Origin of the sequence: Arthrobacter sp. AFG7.2, from assembly GCF_002892835.1 — a bacterium.
GTDB lineage: Bacteria > Actinomycetota > Actinomycetes > Actinomycetales > Micrococcaceae > Arthrobacter.
Map to the genome: position 1 here is coordinate 111,293 of NZ_PJMB01000006.1, position 21,013 is coordinate 132,305.

General features: G+C 64.9%; 19 protein-coding genes. 11 read left to right on the forward strand and 8 right to left on the reverse strand.

Annotated features, from left to right (window positions below; all coding sequences use genetic code 11):
* Nucleotides 1–94: 94 nt before the first annotated feature.
* The 3 genes from CXX84_RS12405 to CXX84_RS12415 all read left to right on the forward strand — a co-directional run bounded on the left by CXX84_RS12405 (nucleotide 95) and on the right by CXX84_RS12415 (nucleotide 3,094).
* Complete coding sequence (locus CXX84_RS12405) at nucleotides 95–712, forward strand: TetR/AcrR family transcriptional regulator (RefSeq protein WP_102977015.1); 618 nt, start codon at nucleotides 95–97, stop codon at nucleotides 710–712.
* 202 nt (nucleotides 713–914) lie between these two features.
* Complete coding sequence (locus CXX84_RS12410) at nucleotides 915–1,481, forward strand: type 1 glutamine amidotransferase domain-containing protein (RefSeq protein ID WP_102977016.1); 567 nt, start codon at nucleotides 915–917, stop codon at nucleotides 1,479–1,481.
* Nucleotides 1,482–1,618: 137 nt separating this feature from the next.
* Nucleotides 1,619–3,094, forward strand: coding sequence for a DHA2 family efflux MFS transporter permease subunit (locus tag CXX84_RS12415; RefSeq protein WP_102977017.1), 1,476 nt, complete (start codon nucleotides 1,619–1,621; stop codon nucleotides 3,092–3,094).
* Nucleotides 3,095–3,175: 81 nt separating this feature from the next.
* On the opposite strand, the gene CXX84_RS12420 is transcribed toward CXX84_RS12415, so the two are convergent.
* A complete protein-coding gene (locus CXX84_RS12420) occupies nucleotides 3,176–4,012 on the reverse strand; it encodes an alpha/beta fold hydrolase (protein WP_102977018.1) in 837 nt (278 codons plus the stop codon).
* Nucleotides 4,013–4,096: 84 nt separating this feature from the next.
* Nucleotides 4,097–4,951 (reverse strand): alpha/beta fold hydrolase, encoded by an 855-nt coding sequence (locus CXX84_RS12425; protein WP_102977019.1) that lies wholly within the window; start codon nucleotides 4,949–4,951, stop codon nucleotides 4,097–4,099.
* A 55-nt stretch (nucleotides 4,952–5,006) separates the two neighbouring features.
* On the opposite strand from CXX84_RS12425, the gene lysS reads away from it, so the two are divergent.
* From lysS to CXX84_RS12440, 3 genes are all read left to right on the forward strand, one after another.
* The gene (gene lysS, locus CXX84_RS12430; protein ID WP_102977137.1) at nucleotides 5,007–6,539 is read left to right on the forward strand and encodes a lysine--tRNA ligase; all 1,533 of its coding nucleotides are present in this window, start codon (nucleotides 5,007–5,009) and stop codon (nucleotides 6,537–6,539) included.
* Between the two features lie 2 nt (nucleotides 6,540–6,541).
* On the forward strand, nucleotides 6,542–6,721 hold the full coding sequence (locus CXX84_RS12435; RefSeq protein ID WP_102977020.1) for a hypothetical protein: 180 nt from the start codon (nucleotides 6,542–6,544) through the stop codon (nucleotides 6,719–6,721).
* A 134-nt stretch (nucleotides 6,722–6,855) separates the two neighbouring features.
* Nucleotides 6,856–7,194, forward strand: coding sequence for a histone-like nucleoid-structuring protein Lsr2 (locus CXX84_RS12440; protein WP_102977021.1), 339 nt, complete (start codon nucleotides 6,856–6,858; stop codon nucleotides 7,192–7,194).
* Between the two features lie 63 nt (nucleotides 7,195–7,257).
* Here CXX84_RS12440 and CXX84_RS12445 read toward each other — a convergent pair whose 3' ends face one another.
* The 5 genes from CXX84_RS12445 to CXX84_RS12465 form a co-directional block, all read right to left on the reverse strand.
* Entirely contained in the window at nucleotides 7,258–7,980 is a 723-nt protein-coding gene (locus CXX84_RS12445; RefSeq protein WP_189337581.1) for a 4'-phosphopantetheinyl transferase, read from the reverse strand.
* The gene (locus CXX84_RS12450) at nucleotides 7,977–8,456 is read right to left on the reverse strand and encodes a DUF1772 domain-containing protein (RefSeq protein ID WP_189337582.1); all 480 of its coding nucleotides are present in this window, start codon (nucleotides 8,454–8,456) and stop codon (nucleotides 7,977–7,979) included. The genes CXX84_RS12445 and CXX84_RS12450 overlap by 4 nt, the downstream gene beginning before the upstream one ends.
* A gap of 86 nt (nucleotides 8,457–8,542) precedes the next feature.
* Nucleotides 8,543–9,301 (reverse strand): 3-oxoacyl-ACP reductase family protein, encoded by a 759-nt coding sequence (locus CXX84_RS12455; protein ID WP_102977024.1) that lies wholly within the window; start codon nucleotides 9,299–9,301, stop codon nucleotides 8,543–8,545.
* The gene (locus CXX84_RS12460) at nucleotides 9,298–10,278 is read right to left on the reverse strand and encodes a 3-oxoacyl-ACP synthase III family protein (RefSeq protein ID WP_102977025.1); all 981 of its coding nucleotides are present in this window, start codon (nucleotides 10,276–10,278) and stop codon (nucleotides 9,298–9,300) included. Before CXX84_RS12460 ends, CXX84_RS12455 begins: the two co-directional genes overlap by 4 nt.
* Before the next feature lie 3 nt (nucleotides 10,279–10,281).
* The gene (locus CXX84_RS12465) at nucleotides 10,282–10,539 is read right to left on the reverse strand and encodes a hypothetical protein (protein WP_102977026.1); all 258 of its coding nucleotides are present in this window, start codon (nucleotides 10,537–10,539) and stop codon (nucleotides 10,282–10,284) included.
* A gap of 242 nt (nucleotides 10,540–10,781) precedes the next feature.
* On the opposite strand from CXX84_RS12465, the gene CXX84_RS12470 reads away from it, so the two are divergent.
* The 5 genes from CXX84_RS12470 to CXX84_RS12490 are packed head-to-tail and all read left to right on the forward strand — an operon-like array spanning nucleotide 10,782 to nucleotide 17,350.
* Nucleotides 10,782–12,350 (forward strand): flavin-containing monooxygenase, encoded by a 1,569-nt coding sequence (locus tag CXX84_RS12470; protein WP_102977027.1) that lies wholly within the window; start codon nucleotides 10,782–10,784, stop codon nucleotides 12,348–12,350.
* 36 nt (nucleotides 12,351–12,386) lie between these two features.
* Entirely contained in the window at nucleotides 12,387–13,874 is a 1,488-nt protein-coding gene (locus tag CXX84_RS12475; protein ID WP_102977028.1) for an FAD-binding protein, read from the forward strand.
* A complete protein-coding gene (locus tag CXX84_RS19150; protein ID WP_189337583.1) occupies nucleotides 13,871–15,322 on the forward strand; it encodes an alpha/beta fold hydrolase in 1,452 nt (483 codons plus the stop codon). Before CXX84_RS12475 ends, CXX84_RS19150 begins: the two co-directional genes overlap by 4 nt.
* A 53-nt stretch (nucleotides 15,323–15,375) precedes the next feature.
* On the forward strand, nucleotides 15,376–16,260 hold the full coding sequence (locus CXX84_RS12485) for an NmrA family NAD(P)-binding protein (RefSeq protein WP_102977029.1): 885 nt from the start codon (nucleotides 15,376–15,378) through the stop codon (nucleotides 16,258–16,260).
* Nucleotides 16,261–16,273: 13 nt separating this feature from the next.
* Nucleotides 16,274–17,350, forward strand: a complete 1,077-nt coding sequence (locus CXX84_RS12490; protein ID WP_146031878.1) for a hypothetical protein — start codon at nucleotides 16,274–16,276, stop codon at nucleotides 17,348–17,350.
* Here CXX84_RS12490 and CXX84_RS12495 read toward each other — a convergent pair.
* Nucleotides 17,334–20,843 (reverse strand): BTAD domain-containing putative transcriptional regulator, encoded by a 3,510-nt coding sequence (locus CXX84_RS12495; protein WP_102977031.1) that lies wholly within the window; start codon nucleotides 20,841–20,843, stop codon nucleotides 17,334–17,336. The genes CXX84_RS12490 and CXX84_RS12495 overlap by 17 nt on opposite strands.
* Between the last annotated feature and the right edge of the window lie 170 nt (nucleotides 20,844–21,013).

Here is a 21,013-nt window from a genome sequence, read left to right on the forward strand (position 1 = left end):
GGCCGGGGCCCCCGCGGCGTCTGAGCACTGCGCTACAAGAAATTTTACAGGGCGCAAGACCAGTCTGTCTGCCCCGGGGTAGACTAAAAATGCGATGAATCCAGAGACGAACGTCCCGGCAGCCGCCGTCGTTTCCCCGACGGCGAAGTCCGTTCCTGCCACGTCGTCGGACAGGATCATGGCCGTGGCGTATGAGCTGTTCTCCACCCGCGGCGTGCGGGACGTCGGCGTCAATGAGCTCATTGAACGGTCCGGCGTTGCCAAGGCCACGTTTTACCGGCATTTTCCCTCAAAGGATTCCCTTGTCCTGGCATTCCTGGAGCAGCGGGACAAACGGTGGACCATGGATGCGGTCCTCTCGGAAGCGCTCCGCCGGGGCAGCACTCCACGCGAGCAGTTGCTGGCAATCTTCGACGTGTTCGGTGACTGGTTCGCGCGGGAGGACTTTGAGGGCTGTTCCTTTGCCAAGGTCCTGGTGGAGATGGGCCCGGTCCATCCACTGGGGCAGGCCAGCATCAGCTACCTGGCAAAGATCCGCGGCCACATCCAGGCCGCCGCCGAAGCGGCTGGGCTCGTGCGCCCCGAGGAGTTTGCCTATTCGCTGCTCGTGCTGATGAAGGGTTCCATCCTGCAGGCAATGGAAGGTGACCTGCAGGCCGCCAAACGCGCGCAGCGGATGGCGGTTTGGCTGATGGAACACCACGGCGCCTGATTCGGACGAAGGCCGGATCGGCTGGACACTGCAGATGGCGTACTGGACGGCAGCGCGTAGGGGAGCAGTCAGCGGGCCCCAAAATGCTCAGCTTGCTTATCAATTGCTGCCTTCCTAGGCTGGAAACTGTCAGCAACAACTCTGGAAGCGGCACCTCAGGATGCCTCAAGGCATCCGGGGCCGCCTCCGATGAGGAGGAAAAATGTCAGAGCACAGCATTAAAGGCAAGAAGGTCGCATTCCTGCTGACCGACGGCGTAGAGCAGGTTGAGCTCACCAGCCCCTGGCAGGCCGTCAAAGAGGCAGGCGGCGTGCCCACCCTCGTGGCTCCGGCCAGCGGAAAGATCCAGGGATTCGAAGGCACTGAGAAGGGCGACACATTCGACGTCGACCTGACCGTCGCAGAGGCCAATGCGGCGGACTTTGACGCCCTGGTGCTTCCGGGCGGCGTCGTCAACGCCGACCACCTTCGGGTGGACAAGGACGCCCAGAGTTTCACGCGCAGCTTCTTTGAGCAGCACAAGCCGGTGGCGTCCATCTGCCACGGTCCCTGGCTGCTCATCGAGGCCGGCGTGCTGCGGGGACGGAACGTCACGTCGTACCACACGCTCCAGACGGACCTGCAGAATGCGGGCGCGACCTGGACCGATGAAGAAGTGGTGGTGGACCAGGGCCTGGTGACCAGCCGCAACCCGGACGACCTGCCGGCCTTCAACAGCAAGCTGGTGGAGGAAATCGCCGAAGGGGAGCACGCGGGCCAGACCGCCTAGTCCCAATACACCCCAAGTGTTCCCTCAGGCTTAAGAAAAGTTCCGGTGAAGGGGAATTACTCCAACCGGTAGAGTGTTGGCATCTGCAGCGGCACTGTTTCCGCGCATCATCCGCAACACTCCCTGAGGGAACACCCATGTCTACCGAAGTCTCTCCGAACGCCAGCGGCCAGTCCGTTAAAGCTGCCGGAACAAAGTCCGCCGCGCCTGAGAAGATGTCCCGTGAATCGGTGACCATCATCAGCACGCTGCTGGTGGCCACGTTCGTGGTGATCCTCAATGAGACCATCATGAACGTTGCCCTGCAGCGGCTCATGGTGGAACTCCAGGTTGATGCGCCTACCGTCCAGTGGCTCTCCACCGGCTTTATGCTCACCATGGCCGTGGTCATCCCCACCACCGGCTTCATCCTCCAGAGCCTGTCCACGCGGGCCGTTTTCATGCTGGCCATGGGGCTCTTCGCAGGCGGTACCGCGCTCGCGGCGGTGGCTCCCGGTTTCGAGCTGCTGCTGTTGGCGCGCATTATCCAGGCCGGTGGAACCGCCATCATGCTGCCCCTGCTGATGACCACCATCCTGACGCTGGTGCCCCTGGCGAAGCGCGGTGCCGTGATGGGCAACGTCAGCATCGCGATTTCGGTGGCGCCTGCCATGGGACCCACGGTTTCCGGACTGATCCTGGAGCACTTCACCTGGCGTTTCATGTTTGTCTTCGTCCTCCCCGTGGCACTCGCGGCCCTTGCCATCGGCGCCAAGTACCTGACCAACATCGGTGAGGCGGAAAAGACAAAGCTGGACGCAGTTTCCGTGGTCCTCACCGTCCCGGCATTCGGCGGCCTGGTGTATGGCCTGAGCCAGATCGGCGGCGGCCACGGCGGCCAGGCCGGTCCCGGCCCCGTCGCCATCGGCGCGCTGATCATCGGCGTGGCCGGGCTGGCGGCCTTTGTACTTCGCCAACTGCGCCTGCAGAAGGCCGAAGCCCCGCTGCTGGACCTGCGCGCGTTCAACTTCCGGATGTTCACCGTTTCGGTCCTGCTGATGGTGGTGGCCATGATGGCGCTGTTCGGCGGGGTCATCCTGCTGCCGCTTTACCTGCAGGAGATCCGCGGGCTGGGCTCCCTCGAGACCGGCCTGGCGCTGCTCCCGGGCGGGCTGGCCATGGGCCTGCTGGGTCCTGTGATCGGACGGCTGTTTGACCGGATAGGCCCGCTGCCTCTCACCATCACCGGCTCCATCCTGATGGTGCTCGCCCTCTGGCAGTTCTCAATGCTCGACGCCGGCACATCCGTCGCATGGATCGTCACCCTTCACGTGGGGCTAAGTTTCGGCCTGGCGCTGCTCTTCACTCCGGCCTTCACCACCGGCCTGAATCCGCTTCCCCCGCACCTCTACTCACACGGTTCGGCGATCATGAGCACCACCCAGCAGGTGGCGGGTGCCGCCGGTACAGCGCTGCTGGTGTCCATTTTCGCGGTGGTGTCGGCAGCGTCCGGCCTCGTCGCGGGGATGAGTGCCGCCTTCATGACGGCAACCGTCATAGCCCTTGCCGCCGTCGTGCTCTCCTCGATGATGCGCAAGACCGAAGGCGCCGGCCCGGCTCACGGCGCTCACTGAACCATCCAGGTCGCGCCAAGTGTCGTTTGGAACCCCCAGAACGACGCTTGGCGCTACTTACTTGGGTCAGCCGGCACCCGGTCAGCCGGCGTAAAAGTCTGCCAGTTCCTTGACCAGCTTGTCCGGGGCCTTGATGACGCCGTCATGGCCGTAACCGGGGAGGATGGTGTAGCTGGATCCGGAGAGGACATCGTGGATCTGGCCGCAGGCAATCCCGAAGTACGCCGGGCTCTTTTCGCCCACCACGATCAGGGTTTCCAGCGGCAGTTCCAGGAACGGCTCCGCGGGCATGTCCGCCGCGATGATCGCCTTGATTTCACGGACGCCGGTCCGCATCATCTCGCGCTGCTGCTTGCCCTCTGAGGTTCCGGCGGTCAGCTTGTTGGCAAGGGTCAGCATGGAAACGGGCATCCGCGACGAGAACGGTCCGCCGGCGTCAAGTCCGCGCTGCAGGACCGCGAGGGCGCGGTCATCGTCGCCCGCAGCGGCAGCGCGCTCGTATTCTGCCGTCCAGTCGGCCTTGACGCTGTGGTTCACCGAGACTGCGGGGTCGTAGACAGCGAGCCGCTCGACGGGCAGGGTCCGTGCGGCATGGAGGGCAACCGCGCCGCCGAAGCTGTGCCCGAAGACGTCCGTGCTGGAGGTGTGTTTCATAACGGTGTCCAGGTCCCGGATGTCCACGTCCAGCGTGTAATCCTCCGGCTGGGGCGATGACGAGCCCCGGCCGCGGCGGTTGAACGTATGGACCGGACGGCCCAGCGCTGCACTGAGCTTCTGCGCGAACCTCGTGTAGTCCGCGGCGGTCACCATTGAGGGCGGGACAATAACAACGCCCGAACCGGCGGAAGCGAACTCCGCACCCGTGGAGAAGAGCTCCAGCGTGCCGCCGTCGGGGGTCCTGATGTTCTCACGCGTCATGATCCGAGCCTAGCCGAGCAACCTGAACGCGGGCACCATGGACGCCGGAGCATCCTGATAGCCGGTGGGGGCCGGCAACTGCCTTTAGCCCTTGAAATACTCCGAAATGTCCGTGACGAGCTCGTTGACCGCGGCGGGGATGGAACCGTGGAAGCCTTTGGGTGAAAGCTCGTACGTGCTGCCGGGGACCGCCGCGTGCAGCCGCTCCGCGGTTGCTTTGTAGTAGCTGGGGCTTTTGCCGCCTGCCATGAAGTGGGTGTTCGCAGGCAGCACACTGAAATCCCTCGCGTGGTCCGCTTCTTTATACGCAGCCCGCAGTTCCCCTACCCCGCTGGGCATGACCTCGCGGAACATTTTGTTCACCTTGGTCCTGGACAGCAGGGCCATGAGCCCGGCGAGCACGGGCTCGGGGATTCTCGCCATCGCCGACCCGGGACTCGTGGCCTTCTTCATGTGTGCGAGGGCGTGGCCCACCTTGCCGTTGTTCACGGCATCCTCGAATCCGGACAGCCAGGCGGTGTCGATGCTGCCATCGATGTTGACGGCGGCGTCATAGACAGCGAGCTTGTCCGGCACATGGGCGGTGCCGGTAAATTCCTGGACCGCGTTCAGGGCCACCGACCCGCCCAGGCTGTGCCCGAGGATGTTCCGGGCGCCGGTGGCGTCCAGCACAGTCCTCACATCAGCGATTTCGGTGGCCATGGAGTAGTCCGCCGGCTGTCCGGACGAGCTGCCACGGCCGCGGCGGTCATAAACATCCACGGCCCACCCCTCGCCCAGGCCCTTTGCCAGCGACACCGAAAACGGCCGGTAGATCAGGGCAGTCAGGAACGCTCCGCCGATCAGGAGCACCCGGCGTTCTCCCGGCGCACCCTCGGTACCGTAGCTGTACAAGGCCAGGCGGCCGCCGTCGTGCGTTGGAATGACCCGTTCTTTCACCACCCCATCCTAGGCAGGAGCGGGGCCCCCTCCCCGCCCGGTAAACTTGTGGACTGTGACTTCCCAAAACACCCCCGCGCCCAAGAATGCCCCAGAGCCCCTCGACGCCAGCGAGCAAATGCGGATCCGCATGGAGAAGCGCGCCAAACTGATTGAGCGCGGCACCGAGGCGTACCCGGTGGGGGTGGAGCGGACGCACTCCCTCGCCGAGATCCGCGAAAAGTATGCCCACCTCGAAGCAGACGACACCACCGGCGACGTCGTCGGCGTCACCGGCCGCGTTGTGTTCGTCCGCAACACCGGAAAGCTGTGCTTCGCCACCCTGCAGGAAGGCGGCACCGACGGGAAGGGCACCCGGCTGCAGGCAATGCTCAGCCTCGCCAACGTGGGAGAGGAGGCCCTCGCGGACTGGAAGGCGCTGGTTGACCTCGGCGATCACGTTTTCATCAAGGGCGAGGTCATTTCCTCCCGCCGCGGCGAACTGTCCGTCATGGCCGAGTCCTGGTCCATGGCCTCGAAGGCGCTCCGCCCGCTGCCCGTGCTGCACGCGGAACTGAACGAAGAGACCCGCGTCCGCCAGCGCTACGTTGACCTGATGGTGCGCGATGAAGCCCGCGAAATGGTCTACACCCGCGCGGCCATCACCAGGTCCATCCGCGAAACGCTCTTCCGCCACCGCTACGTTGAGGTGGAAACCCCCATCCTGAACCTGGTCCACGGCGGCGCGCTCGCACGGCCGTTCGAGACCCACATGAACGCCTTCGACCAGAAGATGACCCTGCGCATCGCCACCGAGCTTTACCTCAAGCGTGCAGTGGTGGGTGGCATCGACAGGGTTTACGACATGGGCCGCGTGTTCCGCAACGAGGGCGTGGACTCCACCCACAGCCCCGAGTTCACCACCCTTGAGTGCTACGAGGCGTGGGCCGACCAGTTCGTGATGGCCGAGCGCATCAAGGAGATCATCCTGGACGCCGCTGACGCCGTGGGTGCCGGGCGCGTCCTGCAGACCGAGGCGGGGGAGATCAACCTCGACGGCGAATGGGCCTGGCTTGCCGTGTACCCGGGACTTTCCGAGGCAGTGGGCCAGGAAGTCACGCCGGATACACCGCTTGAGGTGCTGCGGGACATCGCTGAAAAACACGAGGTCAAGGTGGACCCGAAATGGGACGCCGAAAAGCTGGCTGTTGAGTTGTTCGGCGAGATCGTCGAGCCAACCCTGATGAACCCCACCTTTGTCTACGATTACCCGCCCTCCGCCCAGCCGCTGGCCCGCCCGCACCGGGAGGACGGCAGGCTGATCGAGGCCTGGGACCTGATCATCGGCGGCATGGAGCGCGGCACCGCCTTCTCCGAGCTGATCGACCCCGTCATCCAGCGCGAACGCCTGACCGAGCAGTCCCGCCATGCTGCCGCCGGTGACGACGAGGCCATGCAGCTGGACGAGGACTTCCTGCGCGCCCTCGAATACGGCGCCCCGCCCATGGGCGGAATCGGCCTGGGCATTGACCGCCTGGTGATGCTGTTCACCGGGGCCGGTATCCGTGAAACCATCCTGTTCCCCCTGCTTAAGCCCGAGGGCAACTGACCATGGAATATGTAGCTGTCCTGCTTCCCTCCATCGTGGTGGGTTTACTCTTCTGGTTTGCCATGAAGTCAATCTTTAACGCCGATAAAGCGGAGCGGCAGGCTGAAGCCCAGGCCCAGGCGGAAGCCGATAGCCGGGCCGGATCACCTGTTGACGGTCCGGAACCGGAATCGGACAGATAAACCCCTAATTTTCCCCCACAATATCCACAGGAACCAATTCCCGCTTTGACGCGTTGCCATAAAGAGGGTCATACTTTTTAGGGAAACATCCTGCTTTTCTGAAAACCGAACCCTTTCCAAGAGGAAGACTTTTAATGGCACAGAAAGTAAACATCATCCTCGTTGATGATCTGGATGGGGGATCCGCAGACGAGAATGTTAAGTTTGGCCTCGATGGGGTCAACTACGAGATTGATCTTTCGGCGGCGAATGCCGCTGAACTCCGCTCCGCATTGGAACGGTTTGTAAACGCAGCGCGGAAGGCTTCAGGCGGTGGCGGCCGGGCTCCCCGGGCAAAAGCGGCCACCGGCGGCGGCCGCAGCAACGACTCGGCACAAATCAGGCAATGGGCCCGCGAAAACGGCTACACGGTTAACAGCCGCGGCCGAATTCAGGCCGAAATCCAGGAAGCCTACCAAAAGGCGAATTCCTAGTTCCGGCCCACCTGCCGCCTATTTTGGCCCTGCCTTCGCCTGAGTGCGCAGGCAGGGCTTTTTTCATGCGAGCGGAGCACGGACGGCCACAGCCAAGACGATTCCGTCCCGAATGGTCCATCGGCCCTTCCAGCTCAGCAATGTCAAATCTCCGGGCTGGTTTTCCCGAAGGCGAATTGAAACCCTGAAGGTACCGTCCGGACCAAGCCAGGCAGAAGCCTGGGTCATTGGCAGCCACGTCCTTGTTAGCGGAAACCATGCTTTGTATACGGCTTCTTTTACACAGAACAGCACTGTGCCCCAGTGGACGCCGGGTGCGCCGTCCTGCAGACGGCCAAGAAGCTGCTTCTCGGGGACGCCGGCGATGAGGTCAAGGACCCCGTGGGGGAGGGGACGGTGGACTTCGGCGTCGATTCCGGCGGACCGCCCGTGGACTGTCCGCCCTACGATTGCTGCACGGTACCCCTCGCAGTGGGTCAGGCTCCCGATGATCCCGTCAGGCCAGGATGGGGCACCGTTTGGCGTCCGGGGGATGGCGGCGGGGGGTTGCCCCAGGCGTATCAGTGCCCGGCGTGCACACTCCCTTGCCATCAGGGACTGGTAGCGGTTCTTGGCCCAGCCGGGGCCAAGAAGTCCATCTTCTCCCGGCCACGGAGCACATTCCTCCTCCTGGCCGCGGTGTTCCTCCACAACGAACCCCTGAGGGACCAGTTCGGCCACATCAGGCAGGGTTTCCCTGGACGTTCCTGCAGGGGTTGCCAGCACCGCCGCGCCTGCGGACATCATGACTGTCCCAGCGCAGCCCAGGCAATGCTGAGCGCTACCAGGGCGGCCAGCGCCAACCAGGTGCGGTGCATATTCCATTGCGTCCATTTGCCCTCAAAAGAGCGCCGGGCTGCAGCGGCGTCCCCGGAAGCTGCAGCGTGGCCGAGACGGTTGTTCAATGGGATGTTCACGGTGAAGGTTATTGCCAGCGTGCCGGCGTAGCAGGCCAAGGCCACGGTGGCGGGGACGGCGCTGCCATAACCGTTGGCCCAGGAATACGCAGACGCGGCCGCCAGGGAAAGGAATGCGCCGAAAAAGCTCAGGGCGAACACGGGATTCTGGATCGCGGTGTTGATCCGCGACATGGCACTGACGAACGTCGCATCATCCGTTGAGCGCAGGCCCGGCATCACGGAGCACGCATACGAGTAGTAAAGCCCACCGATCCCGGCAAGGGCCACGGTAGAGGCCGTCAGAAGCAAGGTGATAACAAGCATGGCTCCGGTCCTGTGCCGGGGGCTTGGGGCCCCCGGCGGTAGATACATGAATAAACATCCTGCGGGAAGGCCCACAAAGCTGTTCGCTAGGTGATGGAGACTCCGCCGTCGATACTGATGACCTGCCCGGTCATGTAGTCCGCATCAAGGAAGAATCCCATACTTGACGCTACCTCCGTTGTGGTGCCGAACCTTCCCATGGGGCACTTGTCCCGGATGCCGTCCTTGACGGCGTCCGGGAGGGCTTCAGTCATCCCGGTGATCATGAAACCGGGTGACAAGGCATTGGCGGTGACGCCACGGCGGGCGCATTCCGCGGCCAGGGTGCGGGTCATTCCGATGACTCCGGCCTTGGACGCGGAGTAGGCAGTTTGGCCGGCCGTCGCAATAATGCCCGACGGCGACACGATGTTAATCACCCGGCCCCACCTTTGGCTCAACATGTGCGGGAGGCAGGCCCGGCTCACATGGAAGGTACCGATAAGGTTCGTGGCGATGACTTCCTGCCAGTCTTCCGGCACCTGCATGGCCATCAGCGAATCCTTCCGCAGGGCGCCGTTGTTGACCACCACGTCAACCGGCCCGAGTTCGGAGCTGATCTGTGCGTATAGCGCGGTCACTTCGTCCCACGACGAGATATCGCCGCCTACCACCACTGAGGGATTGACCAGCGTGGCTGCGAGTTCCTTCGCGGCCTGTTCTGACCGGTTGTAATGGACCGCCACCCGGCAACCCAAGCGGTCGAGTTCTACCGCGAGCGCCCGGCCCAGGTCGCCGGAAGCACCGGTGACAAGGGCTACCGGAGACTCTGGGCGCCCGCGGACGGGTTTCTTGGCCGTGTTCATTTGCCACCCCACGTCATCAGGACTGAACCCCAGGTCATGCCTGCGCCGAACCCGGCCAGCAACACCAGGTCCCCCTGCTTGAGGAGGCCGGAGTCGAGGGCCTCGGTGAGGGCAATGGGAATGGACGCAGAGGCCGTGTTCCCGTAGCGCTCCAGGTTGGTGAAGATCTGCTCCTGGGCAAGGCCGGTGTGGTTGGCTATGGAATTGATGATGCGGATGTTTGCCTGGTGTGGAATCACCAGGTCCAGTGCTTCCACCGGTTTTCCGGCAGCCTGCAGGGTTTTGCGGACGGTGGCGACAGTAAGGCGGACGGCATTGAGGTAGATCTCGTTGCCGTTGATCTTGGCGTAATGGAGGCCGTTGTCCAGTGCCTCCTGCGTCATGGGCATGCGGCTGCCGCCGGCTTTCGCCTGGAGGCTCCCGGTCCTGGAACCGTCAGCGCCAAGGTCCCAGGAATGGATCCAATCGGTTTCACCCGGCGTCAGCACGATGGCGCCTGCTCCATCACCCACCAGGATGCCCAGGTCCCGGTCAGCCGGGTTGGTCGTCAGGGAATGGGTGTCGCTGCCGATAAGCAGGATGGGACGAGGATCTATCTGCATCAAAGCGGACGCCATGATCAGCCCGTAGACAAAGCCGGAGCATTCGGCATTGATATCGTGCGCGCTGCCGGCGACGCCCAGTTCGTGCTGGACGAAGGCGGATGTGGCGGGGGAAGGCTGTTCGGGGGTTGCCGTCGCCACGATCAGGTGGGCGATGTCTCCGCCGGTGAGCCCGGCCCGTTCCATTGCCCGCCGGCCGGCTTCAACCGCCAGCGAAGCCGTGGTCTCGCCGTCGGCGACGAAACGCCGTTCCCGAATACCGCAGCGGCTGACGATCCAGTCCTCGTCAACGCCGAATTTTTCCGCTATCTCTGCGCTGCTGACCGTCCTGTCCGGGACGGAAACGCCCCAGCCGGTGATCTGTATGTACGCCATGGATCAGGCTGAAACGGCGGTATCGAGGGCCATGAGGCGTTCGTGCACCAGTTTCAGGGTGGTCTTGCCGTCCTCGTTCTCAAAAAGGGAGGCGTCAGCTTTGGCCTCCGGAAACTCGTTCTGGAAGCTGTAGAGCCATTCCATGAGGTCCATGGAGTCCACATCGGGGATCTGCATGAGCGGAACCTCCGGGTTGATCTGCTGCGCACCGGAAACGGACTCGAGCTGGCCGACCAGGTCTTCAAGAGCAGGCATGTTCATTTCAGTTCTCCTTGGGGAAAGTGGGTGTCCGGATCAAGGGGTCCCTTGCCGGCACACGGCCCGCGGCGGGTCCTGCAACCAAGACAACCCGCCGGGCGCAATGCCGGCGCAACGCCGCCCGTAGCCGGGGTGTTGCGGATCCTGGGCCAGTGCCGTTGCGCTGCTCTTGCGGCCTGGCGCGAACCTCTACAGGAAAGAACGGGCTGGAATTCCTCCGCCCGCGGATGAGAGGCACTACAGCCATGACCACACATGATGAGACCGGCTCCGTCGATGTCATAGACATCCAGGATCCGCCTGCCGGCCGCACCCCGCACACGCGGGTTGCGGTAATTGGTGCGGGATTTTCCGGCCTGGGTGCCGCAATCCGCCTCAAGCAGGAGGGCACCAGCGACTTTCTGATATTCGAACGTGCAGGTGAACTGGGAGGCACCTGGCGGGATAACAGCTACCCGGGCTGCGCCTGCGACGTGATGTCCCTGCTCTACTCGTACTCTTTTGCCCAAAACCCCGAGTGGTCCACGACCTTTGGGAAACGGGACGAGATCTTCCAGTACCTCCTGGACTGCGCCACGAGGTTCGGGATACGGGAGAGCATCCGGTTCAATCACAGCCTCGAGAAAGCCACCTGGGATGACTACGCGCAAGTGTGGCGGCTGCAGACCTCGCAGGGCAACTACACAGCGAACATCCTCGTGACGGGCACGGGCTACCTCAGCGACCCCGTGCTCCCGGAGATTAAGGGGCTGGACGGTTTTACGGGGGACGTCTTCCACAGCTCCAGCTGGAACCACAGCCTGGACCTCACCGGAAAAAAGGTCGCGGTGATCGGCACGGGCGCATCAGCCATCCAGTTCATCCCCAAAATCCAACCGCTGGTGGCTTCCCTTGACATCTACCAGCGCACACCCGCCTGGATTGCTCCCAAGCCGGACCGGAAAATCAGCTCCTCCCAGCTGTGGCTGCGGCGCCATGTCCCGGGCTACCAGGCCTTCCGCCGAAACTTCAACATGTGGGGCCGGGAAATCCTCGCCTTCATGATGGCCCGCCCGGCAATCATGCAGAAAACCCTCCAGGGCTCTGCGACGGGCCACCTGGCCAAGCAGGTCCTGGACCCGCAGCTGCGGGAAAAGCTCACGCCGTCCTACACGGTGGGCTGCAAGCGGATCCTGTTCTCGAATGACTATTACCCGGCGATCACCCAGGCCAACGTCGAAACTGTCACGGGCGGCGCCGAGGAAGTGCGCGGCTCCACCATCGTCAGCGGAGGCAAGGAACGGTCCGCCGATGTCATCATCCTTGCCACCGGATTCCAGGCGGTTAACCGGCCCATCGCCAAACTGATTGAAGGCAAGGACGGCGCCACACTGGAGCAGGCGTGGGAGGAGCGGATGTCCGCGTTTGCGGGTACCACCGTGTCCGGCTTCCCCAACTTATTTATGTTGCTGGGACCGAATACTGCCCTGGGCCACTCTGCGCAGACCGTCATGATCGAAGCTCAACTCGAGTACCTCGTCTCCGCCCTGAAAGTGATGGACCAGCGCAGCCTCAGCTCCGTTGATGTCCTTCCCGAAGCGCAGGCCAAGTACAAGGACTGGCTGAACAAGCGCTTTGAGGGGACCGTCTGGGCGGCAGGCAACTGCGTCAGTTGGTACCAGGACAGCAACGGTGAAAACCCATCCATCTGGCCCACCTACACCTGGCTGTTCCGCAGACATACATCGCAGTTCAAAGTGGCCGACTACCTCCTCACCGCCACCGCTGACACCAGCGCAACCGATACTGCCGGAACACCGGCCGTCCACGCCTAACCTCCGCCACCGGAACCACACCACAGAAGGTAACCCATGCACACCACACCACTCGCCCGCCGTACCCTCCTCAAGGGAGCAGCCCTCGCCGTCGTCGGTTACAGCGTCTCCCAGGCGGCCTGGACAACAGGTGCCGCCCAGGCTGCCGACCTGTCCAGGACGCCCCGGCTGGACGGAACGCTGGAACTCTCACCCGCTGTCCGCTCCCAATTCTCAACGGACTTCGGCCACTTCGTCACAGCCCAGCCGGCGGCTGTGCTGCGGCCGGGCTCCGTCAAGGACATCCAGGCCATGATGCGCTTTGCCTTTGACAAGCGGATCAAGGTGGCCGTCAACGGCCAGAGCGGGGAGGGGGCGGACACGGAATCGCATTCCAACTACGGCCAGGCCCTTGCACCGGGTGGCCTCCAGATCGATGCGCAGAGCATGTCCACGATCCACCGCATCTCTGCCGATTCGGCCTGGGTGGACATGGGCGTCACCTGGGCGCGGCTGGTGGACGCCGCACTGCCCCACGGGCTCACCGTTCCTGCGCTCACCGATTACCTGCACCTGTCCATCGGCGGCACCGTTTCGGTGGGCGGCGTAGGTGCTAGCGTCCAGCGCTACGGACTGCAAAGCGACATTATCAGCGAGATCGAGATCGTCAATGGTCGCGGCGAGGTCTCGCTGGCTTCCCGCACCAGGAACGCGCAACTGTTCCACGCCGCCTTGGCCGGGGCGGGCCAGGCCGGTGTCATCACCAAGCTGCGCGTGGCGCTGGTGCCGGCGAAGGGCACCGCCACCATCACCAACCTCTTCTACAGCAACGTCCAGGACTATGCTGCGGATCAGAAAGCCTTGATGGCGGCGGGCCGCTATGACCACCACTCCGGCGAGGTCCTCCGGAACGCTGACGATTCGGGCTGGCTCTACAAGATTGAACTGGGCTCCTACCTGACGCCGCCGGAGCAGGGGCCGGCTCCCGAAACCCTTGACGGTCTCAGGGATGACCGGGCGCTGCGCACCAGTTTCACGCTTCCGTACCGGGACTGGGCGTTCCGGATCGACGAGTTCGCTGTCTACCTGAGGGAGGCCGGCCACTGGGCGCAAAAGAAGCCTTGGCTCAGCCTGCTTATTCCAGGGGACAAAGTGGTGGAGTTCGTCAACGCCACCATGCCGGAACTGACCAAGGCTGACCTGGGCGACGGCTTCTGCCTTCTGTCCCCGCTGGATCCTGCAAAGATCAAGAGCCCCATGTTTGTCCTTCCCCACAGCTCTGACGGAACCGTGTTCTTCTTTGACCTGCTGAACTTCTACAGCCCCGAAACCACCGGGTTCGAGGCCATGCTGGAACGTAACCGGCGCCTCTACGACCGACTGGTGGCCATGGGTGGCAAGCGCTACATCATCGGCGCGGTACCCAATATGACCGTCACCGACTGGAAGCGCCACTTCGGGAAACAATACGACGTGCTCCAGCGGAACAAGGCCGCCTTTGATCCCCGCTATCTCCTGGCACCGGGCCAGAACTTCTTCGGATGAGCCGGGGCGGATACACACGGGCCGGCTACAACCTCGTTGACCAGGCGGTCATTGCTGCTCCGCCCGCCAAGGTCTGGGAGGCCCTTATTGCGGAGCTCAGCGGCGCCAGCGGCTGGTGGAACGAGAAGAACAGCTTCACCCCTACACACCTGCGTCCCGGCACTGAGGGTGCGCTGACGGAGATCGCTGTGCGGCCCAACGGGATGGGTAAACCGGGTCCTGAGCTGCGGTTCACGGCAAAAACCACCCGTGTGGTCCCGGCGGAACTGCTGCGGATGGACTATGTCAAGGGAAACTTCTCAGGGAGCGGCACGTTCCGGCTGCGTCCTGCCGGGCACGGCCGCACTTCATTGTCCATGGAGTTTCGGGCCAGCCCTGAAGGATGGCTGAAACTGCTCGCCAGGGCTAAGGATGTGGGTGCAGAACATTCCCTGGGCACTGCGGCCGCTTTCCGGAAGCTGAACCGGCAGTTCGGTGCCGGCGGTCCTGCCGCAGGGGATAACCCTTTACCAAGCGAAGCGTGGGAAGAAGCCTGGGAAGAGGACGCCGCCGGCAGGTGGGAGGGCGTGATCAGGACGGAAGACGGCGCGCTCCTCAGCGTGGTGGACAGGAAACCGGTGGCGGTTGCCGTTGGGGTGGGGGCGACCGGCACCGAAACCGGAACGGCCCTGCTGATCCACGGATGGGGCGGCTGCCAGAAGGACTGGGAACCTGTCGCCAAAGGCCTGCTGCGATCCGGGATCCGGGTCCTGACGCTTGATCTTCGCGGTCACGGCCGGTCTTCCCTGGGCCGGGCGGCCCTGTCCCTGGACCTGTTGGCGACTGATGCGGGGGCAGTACTTGCCGGCCGCGGCGTGCAGGACCCCCTACTGGTTGGGCACTCAGGCGGGGGCCTGGCTGCGCTCCTTCTGGCGGCCTCCCCGCCACGGCACAGCCCAGACACCCGGCCGGTGGGGGTGCGTGGCCTGGCCCTGCTGGGCACGGCAGTTCACGGCCAGCAGGTTTCCGCGGCGGAACTTGCCCTGATGGGTAGCCCGTTGTTTTCCTTGGTCCTGGGGATTCCACTGCTCGCAGGCCGGATCCTGGCAACAACGATGGGTCCCCGCGGGCCGTTCCCCGGCCGGATGGACGTGGCTGCACACCTCGCTGCCACCCCGCCGCCTGTACGCCGCGCCTATTTCAGTCTCATCAAAGCGCTGGACCTGCGGGACGAAGCATCGCAGCTGAGCTTTCCCGTGGTGCTGATGAGCGGCGGGGAGGACCGTGTGGTTCCGCCAGCAGTGCTGCACGAAGGCTCCCGGAGCTTCCTGCAGCCGTTGGTCATTGACGTCCCCGGCCGCGGCCATGCACTGCATGTTGAAGCTCCGGACGCCGTCGTAGCGGCCGTCAGGGAAATATTCAACGAACAAGCGGCGAACCAGCCGGCTACGGGATACGGGAGCGCATGAAGGTGAGTGGAGCGAGTATGTCCGGCGGCCCGCGCTGTTGGTTCGATTGAAGCATGGAAAACAACCAGCCCGTTGGGGCAAGCACACAGGCAAACGACAACACGATCCTGGTCATCGGCGGCACCGGCAAGACCGGCCGCAGGGTAGCCGAGCGGCTGGCAGTCCGGGGTATCCCGGTCCGCATCGGTTCCCGCACAGGATTCCCCGCCTTCGACTGGGACGACGACAGCACCTGGGTCGCTGCGCTTGAGGGAATCGACAAGGCCTATGTCACCTACTATCCCGATCTTGCCTTCCCCGGAGTGTCCGAGCTGATTGCGCGGTTCGCCAAGACAGCTGCGGACCGCGGGGTCAGGAAGATCGTGCTGCTGTCCGGCCGGGGCGAGGACGGTGCCGTGGCAAGCGAGGAGTCGGTTCAAAACTCCGGCATCGCCTGGACTATCGTGCGCTGCAACTGGTTCAACCAGAACTTCAACGAGAGCTTCTTCCTCGGCCCGGTGCTTGACGGCGTCATCTCCATTCCCGCCGGCGACGCAGTGGAGCCGTTCGTGGACGCCGAGGATATTGCCGACGTCGCGGTTGCCGCCCTGACTGAGCCGGGCCATGACGGCCAGGTTTATGAGTTGTCCGGCCCCCGGCTCCTTGGATTCCACGAAGTCGCCCGCGAGATCAGCGCAGCAACCGGCCGGGACATCGTGTACAGCCCGGTGACGGCGGTGGAGTACGAAGCCATCCTCGCCAAGGAAGGCCTGCCCCGCGACTTCGTTGACCTCTTCACCTTGATCCTCGACGGGCGCAACGCGTCGCTGACGGACGGCGTCCAGCGGGCACTGGGCCGCGAACCCAAAGACTTCAGTGAATTTGCACGCGAGGCCGCTGCAACGGGCATCTGGGAAGTTGCTGACCAGCCGGTCACAGCCGGTCACGGGGGCCACTGACGTGTACCCGGAGATGCGGTCCGGAACTGTCCTGGTGGCAGCTGCGGACCGGGCCGGCCGTGCCTGGTTCGCAGGACAACTGGATCTTGCAGGACAGCAGGCGGGCGTCTGGTGCCGTCTGGATACCGCCCTGGTCCCGGAGGCGGCACAGGCGGCTGAGGCCATCTGTTTCGACACGAGCTATGACGCATTGCAGGTACTGGCGAGAATCATGGCGGCAGCCCCGCTGGACGGGGTGGACATCAGCCTTGGCCTGGTGGCTTTTGGCTGGGGAGACAGTGCAGATCCCCTGGACGCTGCCGGTGCGGTGGCCCTGGGGCTGCGCCTGCTGGCCGTGGCACCGCCCGGCACCGCAACCACGTGCGGTTCTGTTGCCATGGTTGCGGGCCCGCTGCTCGGTCCGTCCCTCACCATGGTCTGGACCGAAAATGTCGTGGACGGGCCGGGCAGGCGTGAACAGGTGTTCCGCTTCCTTGTCCGGACCGGGGAACCACGAGCCCAGGCGCCGTGCGTCGAGTGGGCAAGGAGATGGGCATCCGGCACCCGCCGGGCTGACCCGCAGGGAGCACAGGCGTCCGACGGCGGGCTGCCGCGCCTGGCCATTGCCAGGCCGCGGGAGGACAGCCCGCTTGAGTCCGAGATCGCCCGGCTCGCCCTGCAGGCGCACGCCCGCGGGGATGTGGTCCTCCGCTTGCAGCACCCGGCCGGACCAGCCCAAGGGGACGGGCGCGACGACGGAAGGATCATCCTGCTCGATGTGATGTTGAGGCACCTGTCCCGGCAGGAACCCGGGACGGGCCTCCCTGTCGAGGTGCGGCAGGGGCCGGGCTTCAGCTGCCTCGATGACATCGAGATGTGGCTGCGCGCCCTGGTCCGCCAGGCTCCGGCCACCCTTGTTGTTCCGGACGTGTGCGCCGTGGACGAGGCGAGCCGTGTAGTCATCGAAAGGCTGCTGCAGGACGCCTCACTGCCCGGGTTTTCCGTCATCGCGGCCCAGCCGGGGGACGCTGTTCCCGACGTCCTCCGCCAACTTATGTCCAAGGCCAGGCGGACCGGGTCAGCGCCTCTGCTGGTCAGCCAGGGGCGGTGAGGGGTACGTCACGTCCTTCGGCAGGCCCCGCATAGCCGTGGACAAGGCGGGTGGCCTCAGCCAGCAGCGCCTCGATCAGCCGCGCGTCCCCTGGACGCCCCCGGGATTGCAGGATCACAGCGAGTTCCCGCTGTGCCAGAGCCACCCATGGCCGGGCGGAAATGGCCGAGGCCTGGTTGATCGAGGCAGTCACAAGCTCTTCTGCTTCGTCCACGTGGTGCGTTATCCGCGCCAGGCGGGCGAGGTGGTAGGAAGCAGGGCCGGCGAAGCTTTGGATCCCGTGGCACGCCATCAGGTGCCGCAACGGAGAAAGTAATCCATAGAGTTGCTGCGCTGCTGTAACATCTCCCAGTTCCGCTGCTGCGGTTGCCATCACGGCCAGCGAGTGGAATTCGGCATCGTTCCCTGGCGGAAGGGTTGGCTCGAGGAGCAGCCCGCGGAGCCGGAGCCTTGCCGTTCCCAATTGACCGTCCAGCACGTCCTGGAGACACTGGTCGGCGCGGTACCCGGGATGGGTCAGGCCCCGGTCCGTTTCAACGGCGAGGTGCTGGGGGTGCTGGGGGTGCGGACCAAAAACGGAACGGATCCAGCGGGCCACCAGGAGCTGCCGCTGGGCGCCGCTGCCCTTCAGGTGTGGGCCGGTGCACTTCCAGAGGGCCCACCCGCTGGAAACCTGGGTCATCAGCACCACGGCGTCCAGGAGATGCCGAAACCGTTCAGGATGGTCATGGCGCTTGACCGTTTCCTCCAAACGGGCGGACCATTCAGCAAGGGCCCGGGCATCCCCTTGGATTGCCGCAGCGGCTGCCCGGTTCCGGGCAGCCTCAACAGCCAGGTCCGGATGGCCTGCTGCCGAGGCAAGCTGCCACAGATCCTCGGCGGTGCGGGCCCGCTGTGCACCATGGGTGGGCGGGGCGAAGTTGGCCAGCTGCCGGTGGAGGGCGTCCATCGCCCGCTCTGCAAGTGCTGGCGCAGGACGGGACGTGGCCACGGCATACGACCTGGCCATGAACCTGCCCAGCGCGGCGCCTTCCTCTTCCGCCGCAGGCCGGTCCGCAGGGAGCCCTGCTACTTCCTGCAGCACCAGGTCCGTCAGCGCCGTAGTCTCGCCCTGGAAGTGGGGAACACCGTCAAACTGCTCAATGAGGTCGCTTGCTGCGTCGAGTGCAACGGTGATGGAGCGGCATTGCAGGGCAAGCAGCGCTCCATCGCGGAGGTGGTCAATCGCCCCGGGAAGCGCATGGGCCGCCTCCAACCGGCCCAGCTCAGCCAGGGTCCGTGCCCTGAGCTCCACGTGCTGCGGGGGTGCCAGCTCAAGGGTCTGCAGGTAGAGCCGCACAGCGTCGCTGACCCGGCCGCGGCCAACTGCGGCCGCGGCCGCTTCCCGGCAGGCTTCCACGCTGTCGGACAATCGCAGTGAAGGCCCGTCATGGTCAAGGAGTTGTTTCCCCAGTGACTGCTTGGCCAGCAACTGGCGGGCCAGCTCGGGAACTGCCCGGGCAGGCGTATGCCGCTGCAGCTCCCGGAGGGTGCTGAAGAGCCGTGAATGGATCTCGAAGCGTTCGGCAGTGCCCAGCCCGGCGTAGATCGCTTCCCTTACCAGCCCGTGCCGGAAATGGTGGAAATGACCGTGTAGGCCGGCATGCCCGGAGCTCGGGCTTTCCATGAGGAGCCCGGCGCGGACCAGGGAACCGATGGTGCCTGCGGTTATTCCTGTGCGGCCGGCAGCCTTTGACACCACATCAAAGTCGATGGTTTCCCCGGACGCGGAAGCATAGGCGAGCAGGGTGGCGGCATCCGGGTCAAGCCCCGCCGTCCTGGTATGGACGTAGTCCAGGACAGGAAGGGAAACAGCGTCGTTTCCCGTGCCCTGGCCCGCACCGGCGGCCATAAGGGCGGAAAGCAGGAACGGGTTGCCGCCGGAGCGGTCCATCAGTTCACCAATGCCAGGGCGGCGGACCTTTCCGTCATCCGGCACTGCGGAGACGAACTCGTGGACCTCGTAGGGTGTGAAGGGCGCCAGTTCGATGGCTTGGAAAGCGTTGGGGTGTGGCAGTTCGTGGGCATGCCGCAGGAAGTTTGCGGCGCTCCGGGATGACGTGGAGGCAGCCGCCAGCGTCAGCCGTACGGCGGGGCCGGTGTGGAACACCAGGCGCCGCACCACAGCCTGTGTTATTCCATCCGCGGTGTCCAGGTCGTCCAGGATCAGTGTGGTTGGCAGCTTGGCGGCGACCTCCAGGATGAGTTCCACCAGGGACCCGACTGCCGCCCCGGCGCCAGGCCCGGAAGCGTCCCAGTTGCAGTCCGAGGCCACCTTCTCCAGCCGGCGTTGGACGCGGGCGAACACGCTGCCCTCGGCCGCCAGGGCTGCGACTTCTGCCAGGCTGGAGGCAATCGCAGGACGGGTGGGCGGATAGGCCTGGCACTGCACAGGCACCACCACTTCCTCCGTATGGTTCAATTGCCGGCCAAACTCATGCAGTACGCGCGACTTTCCGATGCCCAACTCACCCGTCAGCAGAATCATCTGCACGGAGCCCCGCTGACTTGCCCGGTGTGCCCGGTCCAGAGCCTCCAGGGCGGGCCCGCGCCCCACAAAATGCCGCCGGCGCCGCGCCTGCTTCAGAGGTGCCCCGGCTGTTCCGGGGCCGGTACCGAGAATTTCGTAGTACAGCTGCTGGGTTTCCGGTGAGGGGTCTACTCCCAGCTCGTCCCTGAGGTGGCTGCGGAGGCTGCTGTACGTGGCGAGGGCATCACCGCGGTTGCCTGCTTCCTGATACGCGCTCATGAGGTTCCGGTAGGCGCTCTCACGGAGCGGGGCGCGGGATATCAGTTCCGCGGAGTGCGAGATCGCAGCTCCGATCTCGTTGGCGGACAGTGCCGCCTGCGAAGCAACTTCCAGCCCGTGGTTCGCCCTGTCGGCCAGATGCATCCGCATGTGGGCGGCCCAGTCGCCCTCCCGGTTGGCCAGGAACGGCCGCCGGAGGCAGCGCACCGCGTTTTCGGCTTCCCGCAGGGCGCACAGCGCATCTGCTTCCTCCGTGACGACGGCGGCCGCCTTGGCCAGCTGCTTCTCGGCCTCTTCGACGTCCACCACGATGCCCGCCGGGAGGAGAAGATAGTAGCGCCCGCCATGCGATGTAAGGTCCGCCCCGGCCACGCCGGAAGCGGCAAGGAACCGCCGGATCCTGCTGACGACACTGCGCATTGCCGATGCCCACGTGTCCGGCAGGCCTTCCGGCCAGATGACGTCCGCCAGCTGCTCGCGGGGTGTGCCGTTGCCCAGGCGGTCAAGGACAAGGCGCGCGACCGCGGCCTGGGCTTGGGCGCTCGCCAGCCGGACGGGTTCGTGCCCGGCCACCATCAGGCACACCGGGCCGGTGAGGCGCAGTTCGGTGTGCGCCAGGTTCGGCGCGGCGGGCCATGTTTGTGGCAGGGCGCCTGCCGGGTCTGTGCGGACTGGCTCGGCCTGCGGCCGGATATCTTGTTTCATGCCTGGATCCCACCCCCGTGGATCGGTATAGCACTTGGCGACGTGCCCGGTCCGGCGGCGATCCGGCCCGGGACAGGTTCATCATAGGGGATGAAAAACACGCAGAGGTTCGGCCGCCGTGCCGTGTGGGCGCAGTTGCAGGGCAGGCAGCGTGCCCTGCAGCCGCCGGG

Excerpts from the sequence above, each read along its gene's own strand:
- CXX84_RS12465 (WP_102977026.1), bottom strand. The coding sequence starts at position 10,539 with ATGAACATGCCTGCTCTTGAAGACCTGGTCGGCCAGCTCGAGTCCGTT.
- CXX84_RS12450 (WP_189337582.1), bottom strand. The coding sequence starts at position 8,456 with ATGCTTGTTATCACCTTGCTTCTGACGGCCTCTACCGTGGCCCTTGCC.
- CXX84_RS19150 (WP_189337583.1), top strand. The coding sequence starts at position 13,871 with ATGAGCCGGGGCGGATACACACGGGCCGGCTACAACCTCGTTGACCAG.
- CXX84_RS12445 (WP_189337581.1), bottom strand. The coding sequence starts at position 7,980 with ATGATGTCCGCAGGCGCGGCGGTGCTGGCAACCCCTGCAGGAACGTCC.
- CXX84_RS12475 (WP_102977028.1), top strand. The coding sequence starts at position 12,387 with ATGCACACCACACCACTCGCCCGCCGTACCCTCCTCAAGGGAGCAGCC.
- CXX84_RS12440 (WP_102977021.1), top strand. The coding sequence starts at position 6,856 with ATGGCACAGAAAGTAAACATCATCCTCGTTGATGATCTGGATGGGGGA.
- CXX84_RS12455 (WP_102977024.1), bottom strand. The coding sequence starts at position 9,301 with ATGAACACGGCCAAGAAACCCGTCCGCGGGCGCCCAGAGTCTCCGGTA.
- CXX84_RS12410 (WP_102977016.1), top strand. The coding sequence starts at position 915 with ATGTCAGAGCACAGCATTAAAGGCAAGAAGGTCGCATTCCTGCTGACC.
- CXX84_RS12495 (WP_102977031.1), bottom strand. The coding sequence starts at position 20,843 with ATGAAACAAGATATCCGGCCGCAGGCCGAGCCAGTCCGCACAGACCCG.
- CXX84_RS12485 (WP_102977029.1), top strand. The coding sequence starts at position 15,376 with ATGGAAAACAACCAGCCCGTTGGGGCAAGCACACAGGCAAACGACAAC.
- CXX84_RS12490 (WP_146031878.1), top strand. The coding sequence starts at position 16,274 with ATGCGGTCCGGAACTGTCCTGGTGGCAGCTGCGGACCGGGCCGGCCGT.
- CXX84_RS12415 (WP_102977017.1), top strand. The coding sequence starts at position 1,619 with ATGTCTACCGAAGTCTCTCCGAACGCCAGCGGCCAGTCCGTTAAAGCT.
- CXX84_RS12460 (WP_102977025.1), bottom strand. The coding sequence starts at position 10,278 with ATGGCGTACATACAGATCACCGGCTGGGGCGTTTCCGTCCCGGACAGG.
- CXX84_RS12420 (WP_102977018.1), bottom strand. The coding sequence starts at position 4,012 with ATGACGCGTGAGAACATCAGGACCCCCGACGGCGGCACGCTGGAGCTC.
- CXX84_RS12435 (WP_102977020.1), top strand. The coding sequence starts at position 6,542 with ATGGAATATGTAGCTGTCCTGCTTCCCTCCATCGTGGTGGGTTTACTC.
- CXX84_RS12405 (WP_102977015.1), top strand. The coding sequence starts at position 95 with ATGAATCCAGAGACGAACGTCCCGGCAGCCGCCGTCGTTTCCCCGACG.
- CXX84_RS12470 (WP_102977027.1), top strand. The coding sequence starts at position 10,782 with ATGACCACACATGATGAGACCGGCTCCGTCGATGTCATAGACATCCAG.